This is a genomic window from Bradyrhizobium sp. LHD-71, assembly GCF_031157255.1.
Classification (GTDB): Bacteria; Pseudomonadota; Alphaproteobacteria; order Rhizobiales; family Xanthobacteraceae; genus P52-10.
Window position 1 is genome coordinate 37,321 of sequence record NZ_JAVIFX010000005.1, and the last position, 25,168, is coordinate 62,488.

Sequence of the window (25,168 nt, forward strand, 5' to 3'; positions counted from 1 at the left end):
TCTTGCACGCATGAAAACCATCCTTGATAGTGTGCTGTCTGCTGTCAACTGCCAACAGGAGTTCCGGCGATGATGTTCGGGCTGGCTTCACGTCTTTTGACCGGTGCTGTGCTGGCTTTCGCTGCGGCCGCGTTTGTGCCGTCCGCCTTGGCCCAGAGTGCCGGCAAGGTGACGATCGCGATGCCGTCGGACGTCCCGTCTCTCGACCCGACGGTCGACACATCGCCCATCGGGCTCAACGTCCGGCTCAACGTCTACGATCAGCTCACCGAAATCTCGGCAGACGGTGTGGTCATGCCGCGGTTGGCAACGTCGTGGGAGGCCAGTGCCGATGCGCTCACCTGGACTTTCACGCTGCGCGAAAACGCCAAGTTCCACGACGGCAAGCCGGTCACAACGGACGATGTGCTGTGGACCTACAACAAGATCATGGCGGACACGAAATCCCCGGTCCGCACGTATCTCTCCAAGATCAAATCGATGGAGAAGCTGTCGGATCATAAACTTCGGATCGTGCTGGTCGAGCCGTTCGCTCCATTCGACCGGCAGGTCTCGCTCGTATCGATCGTCCCGAAGGAAGCCTACGAGCGGCTGGGCGCAACGCAGTTCAATCAGACCCCGATCGGGTCAGGTCCCTACAAGGTCGTCCGCTGGGTCAAGGACGATCGGATTGAACTCGAAGCATTCGCCGACTACTGGGACGGTCCGGCGAAAGTGAAAACGGCCATCTTCCGCCCGATTCCCGCAGAGGCCAGCCGTGTCGCGACGCTCCTGTCCGGAGAAATCGACGTCGTGCCGATGCTGCCGCCCGCACTCGCGGATAGGCTCAACAATAGCAGCGCCGGGACCAAGGCGCAGAAGGTCGACAGCCACAAGGTCGTTTACCTCGGCTACGACGTCACCAATGGCATTCTCGGCAACCTCGACTTCCGCAAAGCCATCGATAGCTCCATCGATCGCGAAGCTATAGCGGGCAAGCTGCTGCGGGGTTTCGGCAGGCCTACCGCCCAGGTCGTGGCCCCGGTGAGCTTCGGCTACGACGCGACAATCGCTCCAACGAAATTCGATCCCGAGGTTGCGAAGAAGCTGCTGCAGAGCTCGGGATACAAGGGCGAGAAGGTCACGATCCAGTACCCGAGCGCCAATTTCAATTCCACCGATGAAGTCGTGCAGGCGGTCGCAGGCTATCTGAAAGCCGTCGGAATCAACGTCGAGCTTCAGGGCATGGAGTACACCGCGTTCTTCCCGTTGTGGGCCGGAAAGAAGCTCAACAGCATGCACGCGTTTACCTACGGTCCGACGACGCTCGATGCCGATCTGCCGCTGACCAGCCTGTACGAGACCGGCCGCAGCCGAGGATACTGGAGCGATTCGAAGGTCGACGAGTTGATCCGCGCGCAGCGCGCCGAGCCGAACGCCGACAAGCGGAAAGCGCTGATCACGCAAATCTTCAAGATCGGCAAGGACAACGTCGTCTACAGCCCGCTCTACACCGAAACCCACGTGTGGGGCATTCGCGACCGGGTGCGGATCACGCCACGGCCGGACGGTCTCGTGCGACTGAGAGACATTGCCGTCTCAGGAAGCTGATCGCGCGCCGCGACGCACGCCAACAGGATTCGTTATGGTGCCTCGTCGGGCGCACTTTCTGATGCAGATGATGCGTGTCGCCTCCTGGCTGGCTCACGGCCACCGGCCGCAGGGGTCAATACCGCGGCGGGCGCGGGAACGGCGTCCCAAGAGCTTTCAGCCGCTCGGGCAAAACCGGTGCATGGCCGGGATAGAAGGTGAAAGGTGGCGCATCCTCCCAGAGCGTTTCCTGCTTTCCACCTAAACCACGAAACAGGATCACCGCCCCCGTCGACGATCCATAAGGTCCATGCTTGACCATGGGCGGCCGGAAACAATATGCGCCGGCGTGCATCACACCGAGTTCCCCGGCGAGCTCACCTGCCAGCATGAAAAATTCCTGCACGATTGGATGCCGCTCCGCGCGTGCCCCGATGCGGTAGGCGATCGATGCAGAGATGTATGTCGTTTCGCCGGAAAATGGATCCTCGCGCAGGATCTTCATGCGCGCGCCGGCCGCCAGCGCGCCGAGCCCGAGTTTTTCGAACTCGCCGTCCCACGTCTCCGCGCCGAGGTCAATTTTTTCGATCGTTCGTTTGGCCGAGGCCTCACGTGTGCAGAGATTGTCGGCGACCGTACCCGACCGAAAGTAGAGCAGCGCAACGTCGGTCAGGGCCCTCAGTGCATTTCCGGCTGAACCCGCCGCTCTGAACCCATAGCAATTGTCGACGTAAGTCACGCCGTCGATATCGAGATCACCGTCCAAAACATAGATCTCTTCATCGAACGCAAACGCTCGCTCCGGGCGCGACCAGCCTGCAGGCAGGCGAAGTACAGCACTGAACGAACCATCGTCCGGATCGCTGCTCAGAAACTTTATCTGTCCGCCCGCGAAATCGACAGAGCGCGCGTCTGCCCAGGGCAGACGCTGAGCCTGAATAAACTCGATGTGCTCGCGCATGACGGTCTCTCCTATAGACGTCGACACGTCCCATCGGCATGTGGCGATCGGTGCGGCCAACTGAAAATAGACAACTGTTGACAGGCGTCAATCAGCCTCTCTAGGCTTCCCGTGCCGTCTGCGTGGCTGTCACGTCTTGGACCCGGCCCGACTTTTTGCGCCGTGTCGTTCCGACGGCGTCACGTCCAATGCGTCGTCGATCAGGTCAGCAAGGAGTTACGCATGCCCTTCTTTCGCACGATTGCCAAAAGCGTAAGCGTCGCGGCGGTTACCGCCCTACTCGCGGTCCCGCACATTCCGGCCGAGGCTGCTCCGAACGCACTCACCGTCGCCCTTCCGGGCGATTTCCCGGGACTCGATCCCAGCAAGGACACCTCGCCGCTCGGTTTCAACTACCGGCTCAACGTCTTTGACGCACTGACAGAGCTGCAGCGCGACGGCAAGCTCAATCCGAGGCTGGCCGAGAGCTGGACGTTCTCGCCTGACCTGACCGAATGGACGTTCAAGCTGCGGCAGAACGTGAAGTTTCACGACGGCAGCCCCTTCAGCGCAGACGACGTGGTCTTCACGATCAACCGCATCAAGGCCGACGGCACCTCCCCGGTGCGGACCTTCATCAGGCTGGTTAACGACGTTCAAGCGGTCGATCCTCAGACCGTTAAATTCAAGCTGTCGCAACCGTACGGCATCTTCCATCGCCAGGTCAGCTACGTGAACCTGATGTCGAAGGCTTACTTCGACAAGGTCGGTGATCAGGGCTATGCGACCAGGCCTGTCGGCACTGGCCCCTACAAGCTCGTGCGATGGGTCAAAGATGACCGTATGGAGCTTGAGGCGTACCCCGACTATTGGCGTGGAGCTCCGGCAATCAAGAAGGCAACGTTGCGGCCGATCCCGTCGGAGGCGTCACGAACGGCCGCGCTGCAGTCTGGTGAGGTTGACCTCGTTCCGGCGCTACCGCCGTCAGCCATCGATCAGTTGAAGACGAACCGCGATTTGGAGGTTAGCACCGCGCCCAGTTTCCGGGTCATCTTTATTGCATTCAACGTCAACAAGGTGCCGGTCGACAACCCGAAGATCCGTGAGGCCATCGATGTCGGCATCGACCGGCAGGCCATTACAGACAAGCTGCTTCGCGGACTCGGCAAGCCGACCGGCATCATGGTGCCACCGATGAACATCGGCTACGACCCGTCGTTTAAGCCGGTCACCTTCGACCCGCAGAAGGCGAAGAAACTGGTCGCCGAGGCGGGATACGGCGGCGCGCCCATCACGATCCAGTATCCGAACAACAATATCGTCATGGGCAACGAGGTCGTTCAGGCGATCGCCGGCTACATGACGGCAGCGGGGCTCAAGGTGGACATCAAGCCGATGGAATTCACGGCGTTCTTTCCCGTGTGGCTCCAGTCGAAGATCGACAGCATGTACTTCTTCGCGTTCGGCTCGACGCAGTATCATGCAGAGTCGGTGCTGACGACGATGTATGAGCAGGGCTCCCACGCCTACAAGGTCGACATAGAGATCGACGCACTGCTCAAGAAGCAGCGTATGATCACCGATCCCGACGAACAGACCAAGGTGATCGCGGCGGCGTTCCGCAAGAGCAACGAGAACCGCTATCACCTTCCGCTTTACGACGAGATGCAGGCCTATGCTGCCAAGAAGTCCGTCGGCTATTCGCCCTGGCCGGACGGCTTCGTGCGCCTCTACGATTTCAAATAAGCCATCGACATACATCTCTGATCGGCGGCCGCCCCTGACCGCCCAGCCGGCCGCTTGGCCAGTACTCAATCTCCAATCGAGGTTCAATTGCCATCATCTCGATCATTCTCTTCCATCTCGAGTTTCAATCACCCCCCAACCCTGAATTTCGCGGCACTTTTAGAGTGAGCCGTCGTTGAAATTGTTCGGCGATTCCAATGCGACGCCCGCGGGGCGTCGGATCGTGAGGGCGGATGGCTGCAAAAAAAGATCTGGGAAACTCGCGCACAGATGCACGTGCCTTGCCCCACCGGTCCGCTCTCCGAAAGCTGCGGACTTTCGACCACCCCCGGGGCGGCGCATCGCCAGAGAATAAATCCTCGAACTCGCCGACATCGTCAAACCGTTTCCGCAACGACGAAGAGATAGTCTCGCAAAAGCCGTTTGATCTCTGAGGCTTGCGGCTCGGCTGTAACCGGCGCGGCTCCAACGGAGTGAGAATGCAGGCCGATTTGCTCGTCGAAAATTCGATCTCGCGAAAAAAATCCCTGAGTGAGAGGGCCGCCGGTCCGGGCGAAGCGATCTTGCTGACTTTTGACCCGCCCCCGGGCATCGGGCGGCGATGGCCCGATTGCAGTCATGCTGCACCATCGGTTGTCTGCTTGAACTTAATGAGGTTGAGGATGAGTTCAGACCGCTGCCGCGTTTGCGAAGCTCAGCCTCAGTCGCGGAGGCACTCAACGCCTCGTCAATCAGCTCAATGATGTGAGCAAGTTCCTCGGGGCGGCTTCGGAATTGGTGCATATCCAACCACTTCGGCTAGGGGCCACTAGCTGACGCTGTCAGCGAGGCACGGCTTCTGGCCGTTGGCAGACGAGCGCACCTGTCGCAGAAGAGGCCACCGCATCGAAACGGCTATAGTGTCAAGAGTTCCGCAGACCCCTGGGCTCCGGATGGAATCCGCCTTCCATAACCAATGCACCGCGGCTGCCTTCCATTTGGGCTCCACAGCCTGCTCTGAAGGCAGTAGCCGCTAGTGGTGCCCAACCGTTCACCCGGAACGGCTCTTGGAAGCGGCAGCTGCGTTCCGCCGGCGCGATCAAGTGACGGGCGTGCTTCGGAGTCACTGCCCAAAGGCTTAAACGGACAGATCGCCGATACTCTCCGACGTCCGGTTCAAGCTGCATCGCCTGTTTTGGCATGTCCCTTGCAGTCTCCTGGCGTGGCGCTACTGGCACGAAGCAGCGTCGCCTTGTTCGTGCCCGTTCCCGATTTGCGCTTGCCTGCTGGAGACTGCCGATGCCGACCACCTTCGATCTCGTTGTCAGGGGCGGCGTCGTGGTCACCGCCAGCGACGTGTTCAAGGCAGATATCGGGATTGCCGGTGGAAAGGTTGCTGCGCTCGGCACCGATCTCGAAGGCAACAGGGTTGTCGATGCCGACGGCCTGCTCGTCCTGCCGGGCGGAGTCGATACGCATGTGCATATCGAGCAGCCTTCCTCAGGCCCGGCGCAGATGTGTGACACGTTCGAGACGGGCACCGCTTCTGCTGCGGCCGGCGGCACGACCACCGTCATCTGCTTTGCCACACAGATGCGTGGCGGCTCGCTCAAGGCCGCCGTCGAAGACTATCGTGTCGCTGCACGCAGGGCGCGCGTCGACTACACCTTCCACCTGACGATCAGCGATCCTACCGACGTGGTGCTGCGGGACGAACTGCCGACGCTGATCGACAGCGGCTGCCGTTCGGTCAAGGTCTTCATGACTTATGACGGAATCGGACTTGACGATGCTCAGTTGATCAGGACGCTCGCGGCTGCGCGCAAGGCCGGTGCGCTGGTCTGCGTACATGCGGAACACCATGCGCTGATCGCCTATCTCAGCGAGCGGCTGGTCGCGGCCGGGCTGACGGCGCCGAAATATCATGCGTGGGCAAAGCCGACAGTTGTCGAGCGAGAGGCGATCTCGCGCATTGTCGCCATCGCCGAAGTGCTCGACGTACCGATCCAGATCTTTCACGTGTCAGGCCCCGAACCCGCAGAGGAGATCGCTCGCGCTCAGGCGCGCGGGATGAAGGTTTGGGGCGAGACCTGCCCGCAATATCTGACGATCACAGCCGAGGACCTTGACCGCCCGGGCTTCGAGGGGGCCAAGTTCATGTTCGGACCGGCGCCACGCGGCACGGCCGAGGCGGAGGGCCTGTGGCGGGCGATCAAGACGGGCACGATTGGTGTGATCTCGTCCGACCATGCGCCAACGCGGTTCGACGATCCGCGCGGAAAGAAAGTCGCCGGCGAGAATGGACCATTCACTAAGGTGCCAAACGGAATCCCCGGTCTCGCGGCGCGCCTTCCCCTGATCTTCCACGAGGGAGTCACCAAGGGCAATATCGAGCTATCAAAATTCGTCGACCTGATCGCCACGCGCCCTGCCAAGCTCTACGGGCTTTTTCCCAAAAAGGGCACAATCGCGGTCGGATCTGACGCCGACCTCGTGCTCTTCAATCCACGGGCATACCAGACGCTGACCAATGCCGGTCAGCACCATGGCGGCGACTACACGCCCTATGAGGGCCGCGAGGTCACCGGCAAGGTCATCGCGACCTATCTGCGCGGCACCTGCGTCTTCGAGAACGACACGGTCGTCGGCGCTATCGGCGGCGGTTCCTTCGTGCCGCGCGCGCCGTACGCGGAGATTGAACCACGCGGCGTGTTCCCAATCCCATTTGACCCGGTCACCAGCACCGTCCTGGAGGACAAGCCGAAGCTCGCGGCCGAATGACCGTTCGACGGGTGCCCATCATCGATCCGCAGGAGTAGCAATGTCGCCCACCCTTTCCCGCCGTAGCTTCCTCGCCGCCTCGGGCGCCGCCGCCATCACCGGCTTTCCCAACGTGTTGAGGGCGCAGACGCGCGAAATTTTCATTGGCGGTCCGGCTTCGCCAGGGCTGACCGACGTACTCTTCCCGCTGATCGAGAAGAAGCACAACTTCAAGATCTTGTTCGAGGGCACGAACTCACTCATCAACCTGGAAAAGATCCGCAACAACAAGGATCGTCCCACTATGACGGTGACGATGATGGACGATCCGGTTCTAGTCCTCGCGCAGCGCGAAAAGCTGATCGAAAAGCTGCCGACCGACGTGACGAACCTCGCCCAGCTGTCGGCAGAAGCCAAGCCGAACGAGGCGATGTGGGCAAACTGGTGTCAGCCGATGTGCTCGGCATCGCACAACACCAAGAGCGTGCCGCACGGCATCGCGAGCTATGCTGACTTCTGGGACAAGAAATATCGCGACGGGCTGATCCTCATTTCGATGCGCATCACCCAGGCCGTCGCGCCGCTGCTGGCGGCAACGCAAATTGCGACAGGTAAGCCGCTCGCCGAATGCCTGAAGCTGGCCGACGAGGGATTTGCCAAGTTGAAGGAGCTTCGTCCAAACATCCTGCAGGTCTCGACCAACGCACCGCAAGCCCAACAGTTGCTCGAGACCGGAGAGTGTCTGGCCTATCTGGCGCCCGATTCCCGCACGACCCTGTTCCGCAAGGCCGCCGGCGCCTCCATCGACCAGTCCTATCCGAAGGAAGGGCTCATCGCGATGCCGGCAGGTGTCGCCCTAGTCGCCAACGGCCCCAACAAGGATCTCGGCATAACTTTCATCAATGAACTCCTGAGCGCCGAGACACAGGCTACGGTCGCTAAAGCCTTCTACTCGAAGCCGACAAACACCGCGACGAAGCTGCCCGACGGCATTTCCTTTCCGGAGATGGTCGTGCTCGACTGGGAATATTTCGCCGACAACCGCAACCGCTGGATCGAACGCTTCGAGCGCGAGGTCGCGGCGCGATGAGCGCCTTGACTGCAGCGACAGAGGCGTCCGTTCCCAAGGCCGCCGCCGCGCATCTCCGGATCAGGCAGCTCGGCAAGCGCTTCGGCAGCAACACCGTGCTGCGGGACCTTGCGTTGTCGGTCGAACAGGGGGAGTTCGTCTCCCTGCTCGGCCCTTCGGGCTGCGGGAAGACAACGCTCCTGCGACTGATCGCCGGTTTGATGTTGCCGGATACCGGCACGATCACGATCGGCGATCGCGATCTGACGCGCACTCCACCGCATAAGCGCAATGTTGGCGTAGTCTTCCAGAACTATGCCCTCTTCCCTCATCTGACCGTGGCAGAGAATGTCGGCTTCGGCTTACGCAACCGCAAGATGGCGGCCGCAGAGCGGAAGCGGCGCGTCGCCGAGGCGCTAGAGTTGGTGCGGATGCAGGAATTCGCCGAGCGTTCGGTTACGGTCCTCTCCGGCGGCCAGCAACAGCGCATCGCGGTCGCAAGGGCGATCGTCGTCGAGCCGGCCATCCTTTTGCTGGACGAGCCCTTCTCGGCTCTCGACAGGAAGCTGCGCGAAACGATGCAGATCGAACTTCGCCACATCCTGCGCAATCTCGGCATCACCTCGATCTTTGTAACCCACGATCAAGACGAAGCCCTCGTTATGAGCGACCGGATCGCCGTGATGAATCAGGGGCAGATCGAGCATTTCGGCCCGCCAGGCGACATTTACACGAATCCGAAGTCGCTGTTCGTGCTTGAGTTCGTAGGCCAGTCCACGCGGCTGCCGGGCAAGGTCTTGCAGACGATCACCGGCCGCGTCGAGGTCGAAACGCCGCTCGGTCACATCCGTGCCCCCGGCAGCTACCTCCCCGGCAGCCGCGTCGTCGTCGCCGCGCGCCCGGAAGCGATCACGCTCGGGGAAGGCCCTGCAGGAGAATTCAACACGATCAAGGCCACTCTCACCGACATTGTCTATCTCGGCGCGAAAACGCAGCTACATTTCCATGGGGCAGCGCAGGACGAGGCGATCCAGGTCGACGTGGCACGATTGCCGATCGGCGGCCTTGCTCCTGGCGCGGAGCTTTCGCTGCGCTGGCGCATTGCCGACACCATGCTGTTCCCCGCGCCATGACCGCGATCGACCTAACCGCTGCAAAACCTGTGGTCCGGCGCCGCGTCGAGCTCGATCCGCGTCTCGTGATGGCTCTTCCGAGCCTCGCCTTCATGAGCCTCGTCTTCGCATTCCCGCTCGCGCTGCTGATGGCAAAGAGCTTCCAGGGGCCGGACGGGCTGACCCTGGCCGGTTACAACCGCATCCTGGGCGATGCCTACTATCGCGGCGTCATCTGGGATTCGCTCACACTCGCCTGTCGCGTTACGCTGATCACGTTGCTGTTCGGCTATCCCGCAGCCTACGCGCTGACCCGTGCGAAGGGAGGGTTCCAGCTCATCATGTTTGCGCTCGTCTTCCTGCCACTGACGGTCAGCATCATCGTCAAGACCTTCGGGCTGACCATCATGTTCCGGCGAGAGGGGATTCTGAACTGGCTTCTCTTGAACACCGGTCTGTTGGACGCGCCGGTGCGGTTCGTGTTCACGGAGATGAGCCTGGTGATCGGTATGGTCAACGTATTCTTGCCTTTCCTGATCCTGCCGCTCTACTCGGTGATGCGCATGCTCGACGCGCGCTATCTCGATGCCGCGGCAACGCTCGGCACCTCGCCGTTGAACACCTTCCGACGCGTCTTCCTGCCGCTGACCATGCCCGGCGTGATCGCCGGCTCCTCGATCGTCTTTGCATTGTCCGTCGCCGCTTATGTCACTCCCGGGCTGCTGATCGGCGAGCGTTACATGACGATGTCGATGGTGATGGCGAAGGCGTTCCTGAACTTTCGCGACTATCAACTCGGCTCGGCCATGGCCTGCATCATGCTCGCGATCGCGTTGGTGATCGTCTTCCTGTCAAGCTTCCTGACACGCAATCTCGAAGCGAGGGGACGTTAGCAATGCCCGTCCTTGCGCGCCTGTTCGCCGGTCTGATGCTCTTTCTGGTGCTGGTGTTCCTTCTCGCACCGATCGCGATCGTGATCCCGATCTCGTTTTCGCCCTCGACGGTGTTCTCCTTCCCACCCACGGGATTCTCCCTGCGTTGGTATGAGAACATCCGAAATGCCGACGGCATTATCAAAGCGCTCTGGCTCTCGACGCAGATCGCGGCACTGTCTACCGCGGTCTCGCTGGTGCTGGGCACGCTGTGCGCCATCGCGATCGTGCGTGGTGCGATCCCAGGCGCGCGGCTGGTCTCGACTTTCATGATCTCGCCGCTGATGATTCCTGGACTGGTGCTCGGTATCGCTTTTCTCCACGCAGCACGCGAGGTTGGACTGCGCGACGGATATATCCCGTTGCTGCTCGCCCATGTCGTCGTGACGATGCCGTTCATCATGCGCACCGTGCTGGCGAGCCTCGCACTATTCGACTTCACCATGGTCGATGCGGCCAGGATGCTCGGCTGCGCCTACCCTGCTGCGCTATGGCGCGTGCTGGTGCCCAACATCCTTCCTGGCTTCGTCTCGGGCGCGCTCTTCGCCTTCATCGTCTCCTTCGACAATTATCCGGTGTCCATCTTCCTCGTCGACGTGCATACGAAGACGTTGCCTATCCAGCTGCTTAACCAGCTTGAGATGTCGCCCGACCCGACACTCGCCGCCGTTGCGACCGTGATGATCGTGCTCACGATCCTGGCGCTGTTCGCTTGCGACCGGCTCGTGGGGCTCCGGCGGATGGCGGCGGTCTGAGGGAGAGCATATTATGGCCCATCGAGAACTGATCGTCGCCCTCGGCGACCAGCACTACCGCATCGTGCGCCCGTGGGGGGACGTACCCGCCGGTCCCGCCAGGGTGACCGACGTGACGGTTGATCTGGAGGGACAGGTCCACGTTCTGCTGCGATCGGACCCGCTGACCGACGAACTGACCGATGCCGTCATAACGCTCGCGCCGGACGGAACGCGTCTCGCCTCCTGGGGCGCTGGACTAATCGCCGACGCCCACATGCTCGCGACCGCGCCCGATGGACGGCTCTTCATCGTTGACCGCGATTCTCATCAGATCCTCATCTTCGATCCTTCCGGCAACAGGCTTGGCGGTCTCGGGGTCCGGAATGCGCCGCATAGGCCGTTCAACCATCCAACCGACGTTGCCATCTCGACCGGCGGGGAGATCTATGTGTGCGAAGGTTATGCCGCCGGGACCGTGCACCGTTTCTCCACGGAAGAGGTGCAGAGCGGCTGCTGGGGGAAGATCGGGACCGCTCTCGGCGAGTTCATGAACGCTCATGCGATCTGGCTGCAGCCGGACGGACGAGTTGTTGTCGCCGACCGCGAGAACGACAGGCTGCAGGTCTTCTCGCCGGATGGCGTACTGCTAACCGTCTGGACCGGCTTCAAGCAACCCCTCGACATCTGGGGGGATGATGAAGGCTGTCTCTTCGTCACGGATCTCCTGCCCTCGCTGACGAAGCTTGCGTCCGACGGCACGCTGATCGGACGTTGCCGGCCGGTCCTGAACGGAGCTCACGGCATCTGGGGGGCCAAGGACGGCAGCCTCTTGCTCGCTGAAGGCAACCCAAGCCGGCTCACGCGTCTGGTGCCCCTACATCGAGCCCCACCGAATACGGTGGTGTGCGGCCGGCAGGGCTGATCTGCCCTCTAAGTCCGCTTTGGGTCATAACCGAAGACCCCATACCCTGCGGCGCGACGCCTTGACAGCACGAGAACAAAATAAGAACATCTCGGCGGCCAGCACGAAAAGAGCGATATGCCAGCAGACCCTCAGGGCAAGAAACGACCAGAACCTGACCGGCTCGACGTCGCCGCGGACGAGGCCATAGCCATGTGTGGCGGCGACATGCGCAGCACTATCCGCGCGCTCCTTCTTGCCAACGAATTTCTAGAACACGAAGTCAAGGAACTGATGGTCGCCGTTTCAAAGGGGTACGAGCGACGCCGCCGCAATTACCTGCGACCGCCACCAAGTGGGCGAAAGGATTACGACTAAGAGTGCCGCAGCACTGCGCCCGGCGTCGATCACCTCGATCTGGTGCTGGCAAACGGCTACATCAGCAAGCTGTTTCGCAATGGCAAAGTGGTCGGCTATTTGGCGAAAATTTTCTCAGAGCTGCTGTTCGAGTTTGAGAAGATCACGGAAGCAGAATGCCTCGCACTTGTCCTTAGTCGCTTCGCGCGAACGTGTCGCACGGGGGGAACAGCGCATGGAATATAATCAGGGGGCGTTTCGGCTGTCGATACCCGCATTTCAATATTGCAGGCCGAAAGACAGACATCGCGAAAAGCCTCAACGCGCACGCCATAGCCTTCTTCAACGAGCGGGGCCTCTTCAATAGCTGGAAATACGGCTTCCTCCAGGACACCATGGCAAAGCGGCGGCTTTCAGCGGCGCAACTCGCCAAGCTGTCGGATGAGATTCGAACGCCGTATTCCATTCCACATAGCGAGCCGTTCCTGACAGCCGGACGGCTCTGCGCGAGGGCACGTCGAGGTAGTTGCTCTCGACCACCGGGTTTGCCCTAATGTTGCGTAGAGTTCCGGGAGAGCGAAGTTCGCCGATGGCCATCGACTTCTTGTCCAGAACGACAAAGTTGCCCTTGGGCGAAACGCCATTCCTTTGATGGTTTGGCAGTTGAGGTCCTGAAAGATATCTGCCCGAGAAAACGATTCTTGACAGACCGATCCAGAATCCATAGTTACGTTGCATGGCAAGGCACAAGGAATTCGACCGGCACATGGCGATCGACGCCGCGATAGCGGTGTTTCGCGAGCATGGCTACGAGGGCGCCTCCACCGGCATGCTGATGGATCGGATGGGCATCGGCCGTCAGAGCCTCTACGACACGTTCGGCGACAAGTGGCAACTCTACCAGGCGGCGCTGCAGCGCTATTCGGTGGGCGAGACGTCCGCGCATGCGACAGCGCTGAAGCAAGGCCCCCGCGCCGTCGACGGAATTCGCGCGATGCTTGCCCGCGTCGTGGAAAGGGCGATGGAGCCTTGCCTCGGCGTCTCGGCAATCTGCGAATTCGGCCGCAGCAAGCCGGAATTGTCACAAATTCAGGATGCCTGCGCGCGTGGACTACGAACCAATATTTCGAAGGCAGTCCGGGAGGCGCAGGTGCAAGGAAGTCTCGCCGGCGACAGTGATCCCGGCGAGATCGCCGACTTCCTGGTCGCGTGCATCGCCGGCATCCGCATCGCGGCGCGCGGCGGCGCCGGTCGCAAGGCACTGAACAGCCTCGCGCGACATGCGATGCTCGCCTTGCGCTGAGCTTCGTCTTTTTTCGTTCCCAATTCTGGATCAATCAGTCAAATAAAGGAGATCTCGATGAAAGCGGTAGTGATGAACGGTGTAGGCACCACCGATGTGATGAAGTTCGTGGACCGTCCCGAACCCGTCCTGGCGCCGGGAAATGTGCTTGTCGAAGTCGCGGCGGCCGGCGTCAATTTCATGGATATCGGTGTCCGCCAGGGCATGGCGTGGACCGAAATGCCCAATCCGAAGGTGCTCGGCGTGGAAGGCGCGGGCCGCGTGCTCGAAGTCGGGCAAGGGGTGCGGGATTTTCATGTCGGCGATCGCGTCGCCTGGGTCTATGCGCCTGGAAGCTACACGGAACGCCTTTCGATCCCGGCGCAGTCCCTGGTGAAGCTGCCCGATGCAATCGACGATCGAACCGCCGCGTCCGTGATGATGCAGGGGCTGACGGCGAGCCACTTCGCCACCGATTTCTACCCGGTGCAGCCGGGAGACATCGCGCTTGTCCATGCCGCCGCCGGCGGCGTCGGCCTGCTGCTCACCCAGATCATCAAGCTCAGGGGCGGCCGCGTCATCGGCCGCGTCTCATCCGGGGATAAGGTGGCTGTCGCCAGGCAGGCCGGCGCCGACCACGTCGTCGTCGACACCGAAGGTGTGTTCGCTGAAGAGGTGCTGCGCCTGACCGACGGCGAAGGTGTGCATGTCGTCTATGACGGTTCAGGCCCCACGACATTCCAGGGTTCGCTCGACGCGCTCCGCCGCTCCGGGACGTTCTGCTGGTACGGGCCGGTGCTCGGCGGTCCCGGGCCGCTCGACATCATGCGGCTGCCGAAGAGCATCAAGATCGGCTACGCGACCTTTTTCGACCATATCCACACGCCTGAACTTCTGCGGTCGCATTCGGCGCGGCTTTTCGATTGGATCCTGGAGGGCAAGCTCAACGTCCGGATCGGCGGTGAATACAGACTGGCGAACGCGGCCATGGCCCATACCGACATGGCGAGCCGCGCGACGACGGGCAAGCTGCTGCTGATCCCGTGAGACACAATCCGCCGGCTGGACGCCGGCGGCGACCCAAAGGGTCTAACCACCCATATCAACGTATGGCAGCCACTCTGGCCGATCACCCCTCACTTGGTGCGGAAGGTTGCTTCGCCGCACGAGGAGAACGGTAGATGTCCACACCATCGCTTACACTTACGAGGCGTCACTTGCTCGCCATCTCGGCCGCTCAGCGAAACCGCCGTTGAACTGTCCGGCAAGTTTCCGGGCAGCACGCTCGGCCCGACGCTCGCCAAGCCGATCGCCTTGTCCGGAGGCGGCTCGGACCTCTACATCCAGCAGGACAAGTTTCACGACCAGTTCGCCGCCGACGTTCCGGCCGGCGAAGCGAAGCTGATGGCCGCGACGCAGCGCCCGATCACCGAAGCCGCGCTGAACGAAAGCCAGGCCAATGCTGCCTGGAAGTCCATCCCGAGCTGGTTCATCTACGGCGACGCCGACAAGAACATTCCGCCGCGGGTCTCCGAGTTCATGGCTGAACGCGCCCACGCGCGCAAGGTCGTCGCGGTCAGCTTCGTCGCCTTCGACGATACACAGAAGACTTACAGCCTCGGCTTGGGATTGCTGGAGATCGCACGAGCCGCGACTCGTGACGTTCCAGTGGTGGCCGCAACTCGTGCCCTGCTTGCCTCATGCGCCAAGCGCGCAGAATTGAGCACGTTCTTGATCGGGCCGTTCGGAGAGCACCGCCTGATCGTCCTAGACAAGGAGGAGCCACCGATCGACGTGCGCATTACCATTTCGATCGGTACGACAACCGTCGTTTCAGCCGGGGCAAGCGGCAAATGTTTTATGGCGTTCTTGCCGCGCAAAGAATCGGACCAACTGTTAACACATGTGCCGATCTCCGCGATAACCGCATCCACAGTCACAGCCAAAAAGGAATTCCGCAAAGGGTTGGAGCGAACGCGTGAGGACGGCTACGCGATCGTATTCGGTGAGGCGATCGCCGGCGCCAATGGAATCGCGGCACCGATTTTCGACGCCAATGGGCGAGTTGCGTTCGTCGTAACAATCGTGGGCGTCGCGCTCAACCTACCGCTTGAGAGGGCCAAAGCCATAGGCCAAGAGCTGCGCGCTGCGACGGATCGAATCACACTTCAGACCGGAGGCCTATTGCCGAGTGAATAGGTTCGAGGCAAAGCGATCGCTCTTCAGTGCGCGGAGACTACCTCGCCAAAAGACTCCCGCGTCTCACCCTTGAAAGCGCATGAGTTGATCGAGACTGTAAACTAAGTCGGTTGTTCGGCACGAACCGAAATCGTGCGAAGGACGCCATCACCAACGCTAGAGTAGCCGAAAGGAATTCGAAGACCTCTGCCCGCGTCCGCGAGGGCAACATCGCCGCTGACGTGTTCGCGCCCTGACCCGCTCAAAGAATCTCGCAACAGGGCGGCGGGGGTCCCGCCTAACGAGGCTTGGAAGTATTCCAGGGCGCAAAAAATGTGTGTGTTTGCGGTAGCGCGGCTCGATGGCGAGCAGCTTCCCTTTCAGCTCGCCCTTGATATGCGCGGCGACGATCTTCTGCGCGAACGTATCGGGCAAAAGCCCCGGCGTGGGATCGGCATGAATGCCGAGGAAGCTGCGGTATCCTGTTTCGCTGATGAACGGACGAAGGTAATCGACCGCGTGCGCGGCGAAGCCGGGCCAGTATCCGAAGCTGCTGCCGATGCCGAACATCCCGTCAATCTCGATGCGCACGCGCACGCCGTTCACCTCGATGTCAAACGCACCTTCCTGCCCCCACAGCGGCACCGCGCCCGGCGCAGAGGCTGTGCCGCGCGCGAGCACGTTGCCGGGAGCATCCTCGCCCGCAAGGATTCCCGGCTCGCCGTTGTTAAGACGCCGCGCGAGGAGCCCCGCTTCCCGGCGCAAATGCATCGCAGTTTCGACATCGGCGGCAAGCATCGCGGCATGGTGCTGCCGGATGAGAAGGCGGTAGAACGGAATCGCCTCCTCCATCGTGCCGGGAAGGTGAGCTGTTTCGCGGTCCAGATTGCGGCGGTTGTTTTCGTCGGCTGCTGCGAGGAGCAGACTGTCAAAGCCTAGCTGTGTCATGCCGCTGCCTCCATCATCCGGGAAGCTGATTGCAACCCGTTCAGATAGTCGGCGGCGCGCTGCGCGTGCGAGGCTGCGGTGAAGATCGCCCGCTTGTCGTTCTTCAACACCTTGAGCCAAGAGGCGATATAGGATGCATGGTCTTCGCGAGGCTCCGGCGTCAGGTCGAGGTCTGCCGACAGGAAGGCCGCGCCAAGCTCGGCAACAAGCTCCTCCATGGCGTAACCTTCATCGCCCCACCGCTTGCGCCCGAACTCGCGGTCAAGCCGCTCGCCGTGCTTCGTCCAGTGCGTCACCTCATGCGCGAGGGTCGCATAGTAGCTTTCTGCATCACGGAATGACTCGAACGGTGGCATCTGCACATGGTCGGAAGCTGCGCTGTAATACGCCATGTTGCCGCCGTGCCTGATGTCGGCGCGGGTCGCGGTAAAGAAAGCGTCTGCCTTCTCGATGCGCTGGACGGAATCAAGCCGGGGCTCGGCCACAGCGTAGTAATGCGCGGGCAGTCCTTCGACCTGCTCGACGTTAAAGACGGTGTAGCCTTTAAGAAACGGACTCTCTCTCGGCCTCTTCGCCGGTCGCTTCATCCGTTTCCTTCCAGCGGATGCGGTCGGCATAAACGACAAGGCTGCCCTGCTCGCCCCTGCGAACGTGTGCGCCAAGCTCTGCTGCTTGCCTGAAGGTCAGCCAGATCGGTGCGGCAAAGCCCTTCGCAACAGCCTCGCCCCACAACATCAGGACGTTGATTCCCTGATAGGGCTGGCCATTGAAACGCAGGGGCCGCGTGATGCGCCCCAAGGCGTGTTCTGCATTCCACGGCTTGAGCCAGGGCCTGACTCCCTGCTCCAGTTCAGCCACGATGCGGCTGGTGATACGCTCATAAACATCAGTTTTCATTGATCTTTCTCCTAGTCTTAAAAAGGTTGCGCCATGCAACCGGACTAGGCCCGCGCCAATGAGCAGGGGATTGCCGTCAAGACCGGAAAGCGGAGGGCTTGGTGCGGGCTGGAGCGCAGCGACGACACGGCCTCTGGTTTCCGCCCGGAGCAACGCGCAGGGCTTGGCCTTGACGGCATGGGACCGCAGGTCCCCAAACAAATGAAAGGAAGTCAGCGCCAAGACGGCGCTGTCATTGCACTCTTGCGCGAGGGATCGTCACCGGATGGCGGAGACGGCGAAGCGGCTCCGGGAGCGCAGCGAGTAGAGCCCGGTGCGGCGTGAGCGGCACGCGCAATTGGCGAACAGCGAGAAATGAGCCAGATTGGGATGATTATGGAATTAGACAGTGGTCGGCGGATTCTATGCGGGACAACTCTAACAAGATTTGTAATGTAATGAAGCTGGGCATTATCGTATTGGTCAGCATTGCATCTCGTTACTGAAAGTCATTGTCCGCCATGCGAACCGTTAGATGGTTGCAAATATCAGATTTTCATTTGCGCACGCGTCAGGCGTGGGAGCAGGATGTCGTCCTTTCCGCGATGTGCAAAAGCATTGAGCGGAAATGCAAGGGAGAAGGCGGGCTTGATTTCATTCTTGCGACCGGCGACTTAGCTTTCTCCGGGAAGGCCGAAGAATATCAACTCTCATCAGCGTTCTTCGATGAGATCGTGAAGGTCACAGGGGTTCCGCGCGAGCGCATTTTCTTCATACCGGGAAATCACGATGTAAATAGAGATCGGCAGAAGATGTGTTTCGCTGGAGCGCGGCACGTCCTTCAGAATGAAAACGCCATCGATGATTTTCTGGGATCGCCGGAAGAAGTGGCGACATTGCTGCAGCGCCAAGAGCACTACAATAAATTCCAGGAGACATACTCGGCAGGTCAGGAAAGGCACTGGACCGCCGACCGGCTCGGCTATATGTCGCCGCTCGCCGTCGATGATCTCCGCATAGCAATCATCGGCGTCAACACTGCCTGGCTATCCGAAGGCGGCATCACAGATCACGGCAAGCTGCTCGCGGGAGAAAGGCAGGTAATCGACCTGCTGCGCATTGCTCAGAAGGGCAATCCGCACCTGATTGTCGCAATGGGGCACCATCCCTTCCATCTACTCAACGACTTTGATCGGCGGCCTGTTCAGCGGCGAATCGAGGAAGTGTGCCAGTTTTACCATTGCGGCCACCTGCATGATCCGGAATCCCACAGCGCTGGCCGGTCTGCCATGCACTGTCTGACAGTGGCCGCCGGCGCGTCCTTCGATTCCCGTCACACTCACAACGCGTATTCCATGGTGAGCCTCGATGTGATGGCGGCAGAGCGGCGCGTGACAACCGTTCAGTACAGACCGACCGATGGCGCGTTTAGCTACGAATCCAAAGACACATTCCCGTTCGAAGTCACGACGTCGAGCGTGTGCGGATTGGAGCACCTCGGAACGGCAATTCTCGCTTACCGCGCATCTCTGTCACCCGTAGCGTATTATCTGGCTGCCCTTCTGGTCGAGGCGCAAGCAGAACTGCCTATTCCAGCCGGAAAGGCTCACGCGTTTGGCTCCTTCGATGTCCTGCGAAGCCAGCCTGATAGCGAACTCAAGACCGCAGCGGTCGCGTTCATGGCTCTCCGCAATCCGCTGCGACTATTCTGCGCTTCCATGTCTCTTGATGACTTTCTCGGCCGTTATGGCGTGGCGATTGAACGATACGGGAGCATCTTGCTGACGGCTGCGCAAAGCGATGGCGGCTTGCTTGACAAGCTCGACGAGCGCGAAGCGGACGCGCGCGCTGGCGGGAGCGGAGCCGCTTACGCCCTTCTCACACACATTGGATCTTCTGCGAAGCTTGGCGGAGGAACAGGATTGGGGCCCCCTTCGTGAGCAGGCGGAACGGCTCCTTGGATCGACTGAGGCGGCAATTGCCACCGAAGCCAGGCGTATGCGGGCGCTGGCGCTTGCCCATTCGGATCAGGATACTGAGAAGAGGCTAGCGGTCGCGGAGTATCGCGAATTGAGCGCCAACGGCGCGGCGGAGCCAGTCGATTTGGCGGCGCTGGCCTCGGTTCTTGCGGACTTGCGGGAGTATGACGAAGCCAAAAAAATGGTCCTGCATGGCATACAGGCCGCGCCGAATGCAGCGGACGGTTTCGCGCAAATCGGCCAACGCATAGTTGAAGCAACGGGCGACCATTCTTTCCGGGACGAACTGAAGCAATTGCGGTCGGGAAAGGGCGCCAAATGACCGGGTCATCTTCTTTCAAGGTAGGCATTGAATTTGAAAGCGTTCTCCGCGCGATTTCAAAGCAGATTTACGAAACGCCAATGGCGTTCATACGCGAGAATGTACAGAACGCGGTCGACGCGATCCGAATTCAGGCGTTGCGGGACGGCATTGAGCCTTCTGATCCACGCTACAAAATCGATGTCCACATCAAAGGTCGCGTGCTGACGGTGCGCGACAACGGCATCGGCATGACGGCGTCTGACCTGCAGAACTTCTTTTGGACAATAGGGGCGAGCGGGAAACGTACCGGCGAGGCCCAGAAGGCCGGTTGCGTGGGTATGTTCGGCATCGGCGGATTCGCCAATTTCGGTGTGTGCGACAAGCTGGAGGTCATTTCTCAAACGGAAGACGCTTCGTCAGGGACTTACACAAGCCTCTCGCAGGACGACATCAAGGCGTCGGGCGTCGCAATTCCCTCTGTAACGGTAAAGTCAAGTAACGACGCTGCGCCGCGAGGAACTATCGTAATCGGGCATCTTCGTGAAACACCTAACGTAGATGAGCTGCGGCGGTATCTTCGCGACTTCGTTCGCTTCGTACCGATCCTCGTCACCTTCGACGGCGAAAAACTCTCTCAAAGCAAATTCAGCGCCGTAGACGATCGGGAGAATCTGAAGGAAGTTGGAGACGGTGTGCAAACCTGGCGTGATGGGGATTTGGCGGTTACGGGACGCCTGTTCGAAGACAAGGGGCACGCCCTGATAGCAGGCATTGAGGGCTTGAGCATCGGGGACGAGGCAATCAACTTCGTCGGACAGATTCGGTTCGAAAACGGTGCCATCGACGCGTTCAAGCGCGGCTTTAAGCTGTGCGCTACACAAATCGGCACGGTCATTGGAGTTTCAGGGCGACTCGACAGCGACCGATTTATGCCGACGGCCGGCCGCGACTCCCTTGACTCCACCACTACCAGCCTTCTTGGTCGCATAGTCGCGCTCCTGGAACGCGTGGCGGTCGAGAAGGTGCTGGAGTCACCGGAGCGGATTGCCCAACACACCAGAATATTCCGCTATGTAGTGAAGCGCGGCATGGTGGCAGGGCTGGACCACGCTCGTGTGCGTTTGGCTGATGGCAGCGAAACTTCGCTGGGAGACATCAAGCGGCGATCTGCACAAGGCATTGGCGTCTATTTTGGAACTGCGCAGAAGCAGGCGCTAAACCAGATTATGCAGGCGCGAGGCCACATCGTCGTTCTGCTTTCAGCAGATCAATTTCGAAGGAACGCAGAGCAATCCTATCTGCAGCAATTCTGCGGCGCGAAGCCGTTCGATGGCATTATCGACTGCACGGAGCATTACAAAGAGTTGAGCCGGTTTGAGCGAGTTTTTTTGAGCGAACTGGAGATGACAATCTCCAAGTCATACGAGGTTCATAATTTTCGGCTTCTGCCGGGAAAATTGACCGAAGACATCCCTGTGTTCGTACGCGAGCATACCGGGACGGCACCCATCGACATCTATGTCGACGTTCGTCATCAGGAAATTGTTAAGCTCGAAAGCCTCGGCTTCAATCAATTGCTGTATTCGCTTATCGCGTCTTTCTGCCGCGAGTACCTTGGTCCATCGCTGAAGAAGTGGAGTCCCCGGTTTTTTGGAGACGGCGCTATAAACCTTGAGATGTTGGCAAAGCGCCGTTCCGAGCTGTGGATTTTGCTCAAGGACGATATTGGCACCGTACGGAAAGGCGGCCAGAGGCAGATAGTTACGCGCTCGGATGTGCAGGTAGTCAAAGTGGGCGGTGGGGGTCAGGCTCAGCCGGAAGCTGATGCGCAGCCTCAAGGCGACAAGAAGCCGCGCATCCTTCATATCATCGACGATACGGGCCAAACCGAACTCAGCGGATTCTATATCCGTATTCCGGAATCCGCCTTTCGCGCCTACGGCGACTTGCTTCCGGAGTGCGACAGCCGCGGCGTCGTGTGGGCAGGCAATAAAATAATGTACGTAGCATCAGACACGGTAAGTGCATCGTTCCAATACGAGATTCGACTGGACGAGATCGTAGCTGCTGAAGTGAATGGAACTCCACGGGCCGAAGGAGCCGTGCCGCTAGAGCGACCGATTCAAGAAATGTTCGGGGGCGCCTATTTTCCGATTCCTCAGCCGCTCAAGTCTTTTCTTGTGCCTAAGAACAATGTAGAGATACGGCTTGAGCTTCACTGCGATTGGATCGATATGCGCACTGCCAAGCATTGGGCAGCCGAAGGATAGTTGTGAAATACATCTGTCTCACTACCATCGCATCCGCCCGGCCATGCGCCTGAAGTTCTGGATGAAGAGGTCGATAAACTCGGGATCGCCCTTCGCAAACCCCGCTTGTGCGAGAGCTGACTTCATCGAATCTGATTGCAGCTCGGACACGAGCTTTTCTGCATTGCTTTCGTGCCAGCCAACCCGGCCGACCGACATCCAGGCCCATCCGTTGCGAGGCTCGCCTGCAAGCTCCTGCTGAACGCTCGCCTTATCGTTGCGCTCAAGGTGAGCGAGTGAGCCCAACATTTCGAAGCGCTCGAACATTAGTTCAAAATCCGGCGTCAGACCGGCGAAGCTCTTATGCCACTCCGAGAACAATGTGAGTAGGTGATCGCTGAGAGGCGTCTTACGCTTTTCCAATCCCTCTATCTGCTTCCACGCATCATTTTCCGTGCCTTTCCATGCCCACAGAAACAGCGCTTGGACGGCGCGGACCGGCTCGCGATGTTGCCGGTCGATCACGGCGTCGAAGAGCCGATGCAGCGCCTTCCATCGCCCAGCGCGGGTCAGCCCAAGCCCGTATGCGGTGAAGACGAGCACCGCCGGATAGGATCGAAGACCAAGGAAAACCGTTAGCCCGCCGCCAATCTTCTCGGCCTGAGCGTAAAGGCTGCGGATTATGTCGAGGACCAGCGATAGTTCACTGTCATCGCCCCATCTGCCGAGCACGCCCGTCATGCACACAAGCGCTTCTGTTGCGGATTCATATCTGCGCACATATGCACGAAATACCGCCTGATCCCAACTTCCTGGCACCGCGAACTCCGCGCCGTCAAGCCGGGTGCTTAGGCGCTGAGTTTCCTGCGTAAGTAGCTCATCCAGTTGAATTCGGTGCTCTGGTTTAGCGAGAAGGCGTTTCGCGCTGCTTACCAGAAGTTCGATACTAAGAGGGTTCTGGCGATGACTTTGCTCAAGCGTTTCGATGCGCTGGTGGAGTGCGCGGAAAAAACTGTCTGCATCGGAAATTGGAATCACGCGAGCGCGGCGATGATCGACAAGCGCACGTGCGCCATTGCCGGGATTGCCGCGCGATGCCCAGAAGACGGAGTAGCGGCGGTTCGGTGCGCGAAGAAACGCTGCCCGCAAGGCATGATCCCATTCGCCCGACCAGCCGCAAACAATCAGGCCGTGTTCGTCCAGAATTCGGTCCAGAAGCGCATCGTACTGCGCAGGGTAGCCGCTCAACTCTGCTTCAGTGTTGAGAATGCGGGCATCCTTGTAATCGCCATGGAGCTTGAGGATGTAGCAGGCGCTGTGCGTGATCGGCTCCGCGCCGTTCAGCGCATCGACTGACGAAACGACAGTGGGCTCGATTCCGCGTTCGCGCAGCGCGTTCTCCATCAGCCGGTCGAAATTCGTCGTAACGATCACACGGATATAGCCGCCGCGCACCAGGTCCGCGATGGCATGATGCGCCGCCGTCGGTATCTTCCGGCCCTCCTCGCGGTCTTCCTCGGTCGGCTCGATATAGCTGTGCAGGATGGAGCGGCGTTCTTCAGGCGACGAGGCCAGTTGCTCAAGAAGGGTCGAGTAATTTGGCTCTTCGCCCGTCTTTTCCCGATACCATGCCGCCCAGTCGATCTGATCCTGAACTCCTTGTGCGAGCGCAACGCGCCGAATGAGGTCAAGCGTGATTTCCCAGCCGGTCGGAATCTCTGCGGCGCGCGACAGGCCGGAGCCGAGAAGCACAGCGAAGACGCCCTTGTTCTCGTAGATAGAAAAAGCAAGCTGCGTCAGGGGATCATTCGTCAAAAGGGTCATGACTTACCCGCACGAGCTTCTGCCACAATGCCACAGCCTCCGGCGAAGCCTCCACTGCCACAAGACGCTGATGGATGAAGCGCACTGCCTGACCTGCCGCTACAGGCTTCGGCTCGCCGCTCCAGAAGAGCGCTTGGTCCACGAACATTGGCCATCCTTGAAAAAGTGTAAGGCCGATGCCAAAGCCGTGGGCCCATTCATTCAGCGCTTTCCGGTCTAAGCGCTCCTGCTGCTCGGAAACCATGACAACGGCGGCCTCGCGAACGCCAAGGTCAACGCACTTCTTGCCGAATATCTGCACGTCTGCCGCAGTAACCGGCTTGTCGCGCACTTCGAGTGCCTTCTCCCATGCATCAGGATTCGTGGCTGAACGCACGCAGACATCGCCCGGATACTTGCGGCTGGGATCATTGATACGACCACTCTCAACGCGGGTTGGCCCCGCAACCGCGTCCATCAGTCCGGCTACGACAGCCTGCGCGCGCCTGCCGCCTTCCGAATTGTCGAGCACAAGCCGAATAATTGCGGACGTGAGTGCATCAGGCGCAATGGCGGCCTCGCCCCCGAAATCGAGATAGCGCGGCTGGTACTTAAGGCGCACGGCTATGAAAGCCCGCAACGCGTCACGCGCCGGGGCCTCACTCGAGAGGCCGTCCAGCTCGCGGACAAGCTCCACCATGTAGTTGAATGCGGCACGGGCACCGGCATGAACGGGCGTGCCATCATCGAGCCTCGTCATCCGGAAATACGGCTGATTGTTCAGCGGCTCGCGCCCGGTGACGCCTATGTTGAATCCGAGTTCGGCAGCAAGAGGAACAAGCACGCCATGACAAAGGATGCGGGCGGAAAACGCATTGGGATTGTCTTTTGCGTGCGTGGGCTTGATGGCAAACAGATCGGCCCTCCGGTCTGCAGCCTTGGCAAGCATCGCCGTTCCCAGGAAAGCGATGTGTGTCGCGGAGACGCCGTCTGCACATAGCTGCGACAAGCGTTCAACCTTCCCGATCCAGACTGGATCGGCCTCGCCCGCAGCCGCGCGGGCAGCTTCCTCGCGCACGATGGAAGCCGCCAGGCTGTTGTCAATTTTCATGCGCTGCGCCCCCCGGCCGGTCTGCCAGCTCTAGAAGATCGCCGGGCTTGCACTCAAGCGCGATGCACAGCTTTTCAATGGTGCTGAGACGGGTGTTGTAGGTGTGACGGGAAGCAAGGGACTCAAGGGTAGCGCGGGCGAGGCCCGTCCGCTTGGCGAGAAGCTCATAGGTCATGCGCACGCCTGTCCGGCGGCGATAGCTCTCCATCGCTTCGCGAAGCTTTACCCTCAGCACGTTCGCCCCAAAAATTGTATTGACAATACAAGGTCTATTGACTACCCTTCCTATATGTGGGGGAATTTTACTCGATTCGCCCAAGGGATAGGAGCATTGTT

21 protein-coding genes and 2 pseudogenes are annotated in these 25,168 nt (G+C 60.2%); 17 read left to right on the top strand and 6 right to left on the bottom strand.

The features are described from left to right. Nucleotides 1–69 precede the first annotated feature (69 nt). Nucleotides 70–1,590: an ABC transporter substrate-binding protein gene (locus RCO31_RS06560; protein ID WP_308967445.1), complete on the top strand. Its 1,521-nt coding sequence runs from the start codon at nt 70–72 to the stop codon at nt 1,588–1,590. A 115-nt stretch (nt 1,591–1,705) separates the two neighbouring features. On the opposite strand, the gene RCO31_RS06565 is transcribed toward RCO31_RS06560, so the two are convergent. Then, nucleotides 1,706–2,530, bottom strand: coding sequence for a cupin domain-containing protein (locus tag RCO31_RS06565; protein ID WP_308967446.1), 825 nt, complete (start codon nt 2,528–2,530; stop codon nt 1,706–1,708). A gap of 222 nt (nt 2,531–2,752) precedes the next feature. Between RCO31_RS06565 and RCO31_RS06570 the strand changes: the two genes are divergently transcribed. The 8 genes from RCO31_RS06570 (at nt 2,753) to RCO31_RS06605 (ending at nt 12,123) form a co-directional block, all read left to right on the top strand. Continuing rightward, complete coding sequence (locus tag RCO31_RS06570) at nt 2,753–4,255, top strand: ABC transporter substrate-binding protein (protein WP_308967447.1); 1,503 nt, start codon at nt 2,753–2,755, stop codon at nt 4,253–4,255. Nucleotides 4,256–5,533: 1,278 nt separating this feature from the next. Continuing rightward, nucleotides 5,534–7,015 carry a dihydropyrimidinase gene (hydA, locus tag RCO31_RS06575; protein ID WP_308967448.1) on the top strand — a complete coding sequence of 494 codons (1,482 nt, stop codon included), beginning with the start codon at nt 5,534–5,536 and terminating at the stop codon, nt 7,013–7,015. Between the two features lie 40 nt (nt 7,016–7,055). Next, entirely contained in the window at nt 7,056–8,084 is a 1,029-nt protein-coding gene (locus RCO31_RS06580) for an extracellular solute-binding protein (protein ID WP_308967449.1), read from the top strand. Then, nucleotides 8,081–9,196, top strand: coding sequence for an ABC transporter ATP-binding protein (locus RCO31_RS06585; RefSeq protein ID WP_308967450.1), 1,116 nt, complete (start codon nt 8,081–8,083; stop codon nt 9,194–9,196). Before RCO31_RS06580 ends, RCO31_RS06585 begins: the two co-directional genes overlap by 4 nt. After that, nucleotides 9,193–10,068 carry an ABC transporter permease gene (locus tag RCO31_RS06590; RefSeq protein WP_308967451.1) on the top strand — a complete coding sequence of 292 codons (876 nt, stop codon included), beginning with the start codon at nt 9,193–9,195 and terminating at the stop codon, nt 10,066–10,068. Before RCO31_RS06585 ends, RCO31_RS06590 begins: the two co-directional genes overlap by 4 nt. Before the next feature lie 2 nt (nt 10,069–10,070). Then, on the top strand, nt 10,071–10,862 hold the full coding sequence (locus tag RCO31_RS06595) for an ABC transporter permease (protein WP_308967452.1): 792 nt from the start codon (nt 10,071–10,073) through the stop codon (nt 10,860–10,862). 13 nt (nt 10,863–10,875) lie between these two features. Beyond that, nucleotides 10,876–11,766: a hypothetical protein gene (locus RCO31_RS06600; RefSeq protein WP_308967453.1), complete on the top strand. Its 891-nt coding sequence runs from the start codon at nt 10,876–10,878 to the stop codon at nt 11,764–11,766. A gap of 117 nt (nt 11,767–11,883) precedes the next feature. After that, nucleotides 11,884–12,123 carry a hypothetical protein gene (locus RCO31_RS06605; RefSeq protein ID WP_308967454.1) on the top strand — a complete coding sequence of 80 codons (240 nt, stop codon included), beginning with the start codon at nt 11,884–11,886 and terminating at the stop codon, nt 12,121–12,123. Between the two features lie 339 nt (nt 12,124–12,462). Here the strand turns inward: RCO31_RS06605 and RCO31_RS06610 are convergent, their stop codons facing one another. After that, nucleotides 12,463–12,840 carry a pyridoxamine 5'-phosphate oxidase family protein gene (locus RCO31_RS06610; protein WP_308967455.1) on the bottom strand — a complete coding sequence of 126 codons (378 nt, stop codon included), beginning with the start codon at nt 12,838–12,840 and terminating at the stop codon, nt 12,463–12,465. Between RCO31_RS06610 and RCO31_RS06615 the strand changes: the two genes are divergently transcribed. The 5 genes and pseudogenes from RCO31_RS06615 to RCO31_RS06635 all read left to right on the top strand — a co-directional run bounded on the left by RCO31_RS06615 (nt 12,839) and on the right by RCO31_RS06635 (nt 16,501). Then, nucleotides 12,839–13,405: a TetR/AcrR family transcriptional regulator gene (locus tag RCO31_RS06615; RefSeq protein ID WP_308967456.1), complete on the top strand. Its 567-nt coding sequence runs from the start codon at nt 12,839–12,841 to the stop codon at nt 13,403–13,405. The two genes, RCO31_RS06610 and RCO31_RS06615, sit on opposite strands and share 2 nt — an antisense overlap. A 57-nt stretch (nt 13,406–13,462) precedes the next feature. Then, nucleotides 13,463–14,431, top strand: a complete 969-nt coding sequence (locus tag RCO31_RS06620; protein ID WP_308967457.1) for a quinone oxidoreductase — start codon at nt 13,463–13,465, stop codon at nt 14,429–14,431. Nucleotides 14,432–14,620: 189 nt separating this feature from the next. Further along, nucleotides 14,621–14,962 (top strand): annotated as a pseudogene (locus RCO31_RS06625) (alpha/beta hydrolase); the annotation flags it as partial. 216 nt (nt 14,963–15,178) lie between these two features. Next, nucleotides 15,179–15,583 carry an IclR family transcriptional regulator C-terminal domain-containing protein gene (locus tag RCO31_RS06630; RefSeq protein ID WP_308967721.1) on the top strand — a complete coding sequence of 135 codons (405 nt, stop codon included), beginning with the start codon at nt 15,179–15,181 and terminating at the stop codon, nt 15,581–15,583. Nucleotides 15,584–15,958: 375 nt separating this feature from the next. Further along, a complete protein-coding gene (locus tag RCO31_RS06635) occupies nt 15,959–16,501 on the top strand; it encodes a hypothetical protein (protein ID WP_308967458.1) in 543 nt (180 codons plus the stop codon). Between the two features lie 5 nt (nt 16,502–16,506). On the opposite strand, the pseudogene RCO31_RS06640 reads toward RCO31_RS06635, so the two are convergent. Next, nucleotides 16,507–17,407, bottom strand: a pseudogene (locus RCO31_RS06640) (ArdC family protein). A 500-nt stretch (nt 17,408–17,907) separates the two neighbouring features. Between RCO31_RS06640 and RCO31_RS06645 the strand changes: the two are divergent. The 3 genes from RCO31_RS06645 to RCO31_RS06655 are packed head-to-tail and all read left to right on the top strand — an operon-like array spanning nt 17,908 to nt 21,939. After that, a complete protein-coding gene (locus RCO31_RS06645) occupies nt 17,908–19,326 on the top strand; it encodes a metallophosphoesterase (RefSeq protein ID WP_308967723.1) in 1,419 nt (472 codons plus the stop codon). After that, nucleotides 19,292–19,687 carry a hypothetical protein gene (locus tag RCO31_RS06650; protein WP_308967459.1) on the top strand — a complete coding sequence of 132 codons (396 nt, stop codon included), beginning with the start codon at nt 19,292–19,294 and terminating at the stop codon, nt 19,685–19,687. The genes RCO31_RS06645 and RCO31_RS06650 overlap by 35 nt, the downstream gene beginning before the upstream one ends. After that, nucleotides 19,684–21,939, top strand: coding sequence for an ATP-binding protein (locus tag RCO31_RS06655; protein ID WP_308967460.1), 2,256 nt, complete (start codon nt 19,684–19,686; stop codon nt 21,937–21,939). Before RCO31_RS06650 ends, RCO31_RS06655 begins: the two co-directional genes overlap by 4 nt. 21 nt (nt 21,940–21,960) lie before the next feature. Here RCO31_RS06655 and RCO31_RS06660 read toward each other — a convergent pair whose 3' ends face one another. From RCO31_RS06660 to RCO31_RS06670, 3 genes are read right to left on the bottom strand one after another with little or no spacing between them, the layout of a single operon-like run. Next, nucleotides 21,961–23,742, bottom strand: coding sequence for an SIR2 family protein (locus RCO31_RS06660; RefSeq protein ID WP_308967461.1), 1,782 nt, complete (start codon nt 23,740–23,742; stop codon nt 21,961–21,963). Further along, the gene (locus tag RCO31_RS06665; protein ID WP_308967462.1) at nt 23,723–24,799 is read right to left on the bottom strand and encodes a restriction endonuclease, SacI family; all 1,077 of its coding nucleotides are present in this window, start codon (nt 24,797–24,799) and stop codon (nt 23,723–23,725) included. Before RCO31_RS06665 ends, RCO31_RS06660 begins: the two co-directional genes overlap by 20 nt. A gap of 22 nt (nt 24,800–24,821) precedes the next feature. Beyond that, nucleotides 24,822–25,007: a helix-turn-helix domain-containing protein gene (locus RCO31_RS06670; protein ID WP_308967463.1), complete on the bottom strand. Its 186-nt coding sequence runs from the start codon at nt 25,005–25,007 to the stop codon at nt 24,822–24,824. Between the last annotated feature and the right edge of the window lie 161 nt (nt 25,008–25,168).